This window comes from Microcystis sp. M53602_WE12 (genome assembly GCF_030065455.1).
Classification (GTDB): domain Bacteria; phylum Cyanobacteriota; class Cyanobacteriia; order Cyanobacteriales; family Microcystaceae; genus Microcystis; species Microcystis aeruginosa.
Genome location: NZ_JASJFB010000195.1, coordinates 1 through 2,453, shown reverse-complemented (window position 1 = coordinate 2,453; position 2,453 = coordinate 1). Strand labels below are relative to the sequence as shown.

At 43.3% G+C, this 2,453-nt stretch carries 2 protein-coding genes and 1 pseudogene; 2 read left to right on the top strand and 1 reads right to left on the bottom strand.

Annotated features, from left to right (window positions below; genetic code table 11):
* Nucleotides 1–304: 304 nt before the first annotated feature.
* Both PX482_RS07370 and PX482_RS07365 read left to right on the top strand, forming a co-directional pair.
* On the top strand, nucleotides 305–907 hold the full coding sequence (locus PX482_RS07370) for a general stress protein (RefSeq protein WP_002763225.1): 603 nt from the start codon (nucleotides 305–307) through the stop codon (nucleotides 905–907).
* A gap of 28 nt (nucleotides 908–935) precedes the next feature.
* On the top strand, nucleotides 936–1,391 hold the full coding sequence (locus PX482_RS07365) for a BON domain-containing protein (protein ID WP_002763227.1): 456 nt from the start codon (nucleotides 936–938) through the stop codon (nucleotides 1,389–1,391).
* A gap of 831 nt (nucleotides 1,392–2,222) precedes the next feature.
* On the opposite strand, the pseudogene PX482_RS07360 reads toward PX482_RS07365, so the two are convergent.
* Nucleotides 2,223–2,453, bottom strand: a pseudogene (locus PX482_RS07360) (IS701 family transposase); the annotation flags it as partial.

Below are 2,453 nucleotides of genomic sequence, written 5' to 3'. Positions count from 1 at the left end.
TCAGCTACTTTTGAGCGTAGTTGCTCTCATCGAATTTTATTTTAAGTTAATTATTTGCATAACAATTCCCGAAGAGCCCTATTTATTAATAAAAAAAGGTAGTTCTAGTGCATCGCCCGTTACATTTTGTGTCGTATTCAAGCAATTCATACAGACTCAATCAATTCATACAGTAAATCAAGCAACCGCCTGTTACAGTAATGCCAAGAGCAGAATTATCAACTCGAATCAGGAAATTCAATCGCTATAGTTCGCCATACTATAGGATTTACAAAGCTTTTACCGCATAGCGTTGGAGGGAAAAATGACTTTAACTAACCGTAAACGAGCCGTGGGAATCTTCTCTAGCTATCAAGAGGCAGAGAAGGCACTGAATGGATTACGAGATGACGGATTTGCCATGAATGAGGTATCAATCATTGCCAAAGAGCCTGAACGACTGGAGCAGAGCAACCGGATTGGTGAGACACGAGTTCAAGAGCTTACCGAAACAAAAACAACTCATATTGACGAAGGAGCAAAGACCGGGGCAGCGGCAGGCGGAGCCATCGGAGGACTGACAGGCTTGCTGGTTGGGTTGGGCATATTGGCAATTCCTGGAGTGGGCCCCGTCATGTTGGCAGGGGCGGCTGCAACTGCGATCGCTACCACGTTAGCTGGCGGTGCAATCGGGACGGCTACCGGAGGTTTGGTAGGTGGTCTAATTGGTCTAGGAATTCCAGAAGATCGGGCACGAGTCTATCACGATTATGTGGTTCGTGGAGACTACCTGTTGATCGTGGACGGTGCAGATGCTGACATCCTTCAGGCTGAAACAATTCTAAAGCGCCGAGGGATTCGCGAGTGGGAAATTTACAATGCCCTAGCAATTGAAGGCTATGTCGATCCTCCTGCTTCTCGTTTGTAAAATCGGAAATTATTAAAGGATTTGCATCATGAAAAAGATCACAACTTTAATCCTCAGCAGCCTTCTACTGATTGGAACTGTGGCTTGTGAGAACAACGCTAAAACTAGCACCAACGCCCCTTCTTCCACAGAGGAAACGGGGCAAGTTCCTGATACTAAAACAGTCCAAAAGAACCAAAGCGATGCGTCTAGTCAAGTGCGCCGAAATCAACTCAATTCTGATATTCGCGCTCGTGAGCAACGCAACAATCTAACTGGAGGAGATGCGGATCGCGCCAACAGTGACCTTTCCAGTGAAGTTCGCTCTAAGCTAGAAGCCAACATCCCGAAAGGGCAACTTACAGTTTCTGCTAAAGATGGAGCGGTAGTCGTCTCTGGAACCGTAGAAACTCAAGAGCAACTCGACAAAATTGACCCCTTGGCAAAACAAATCAAGGGTGTCAATAGTGTCAAAGTTACAGCAAAAGTGGCGTTGTCAAATTGAAAGATGCTCCGAATCAGCTTGGAACTGAAATTACTTTGATAGCAAGGATTGCATTGCATCTTTCATATTCTAATCTGACAACGCCGCAAAAGTTGCGGTGAGCATCTCACCTTTGTAACTCCTAAATTAAGTTTTATGTCAAGCTATTTTGAAAGCCTTACCAGAAGCAAGTTTTAGCGACAAGCATAATTACTCACTTGCATAAATGAGATGCTCCCAAGTTGCGCCAGCAGCTCCAGCTAAAAAGAAGTAAACAGAAGATAGCAACTGTAACTAACCTTGAAGACAAGGGGCTTAAGCCCCTTGTCTAATCATTGCTTTAGGACTTACGCATTGACAGAATTTCCGTAGTATGCCTTTGAACTTCAGACTATGGCTTCCAAGTTATTGAGGTCAAGGAAGTTGGATGCTAAATTATTGACAATAAAAGAGCGGATGACCTCAGTAAATAACTCCCTTTGTCAGGAATACCAATTAACAATTTGCGCTTTAAATCGGAGAAATTCTAACTGAATAAATCTGCGAATGGCACAAAATATGTGAGTCCTGATCGCCTGACTTTCTCTTACTTGAAACCCTTCAATATTACACAATGGTTTTAAGGCACGATGGTACTGCTCAATTCCCCAATGTTGTTCATGAATTTTCTGGAATTCTGTCCTGGTGATTGAGGGGAGTTTCTCTGAGTTAGAGACGAACACAACGTAGTAACGGAATTCGTTTTTGAAGACCGTTCTAAATACCTTGACTCATCCCACTTGTTTCAGATAAACAATTAATCCATCGGTCGGGATATCTAAGGTTTGAACTTGAACATATTTAGTTCCTATTTCAACCGAGACGCGCCCGATTCACATGAGGAGTAAACAAACCCCGAAAGCCCTTGTCTTTAAGGGTATTCATGGTTTCTTTGGCAGCATAACAACTGTCTCCTGTGACTGTCTCTGGTTTCAATCCCCAAGCTTTTACTTCGTCCAACATTTCTAAGAAATATTCATGTTTTGTCTGACCCTCCTGTTTATTAACGATTCGATAATTAACGGGAACTGACGTTCCTTTACC

What these genes read in the sequence shown, in the direction of transcription:
- PX482_RS07370 (WP_002763225.1), top strand. Translation starts at nt 305, where the DNA reads ATGACTTTAACTAACCGTAAACGAGCCGTGGGAATCTTCTCTAGCTAT.
- PX482_RS07365 (WP_002763227.1), top strand. Translation starts at nt 936, where the DNA reads ATGAAAAAGATCACAACTTTAATCCTCAGCAGCCTTCTACTGATTGGA.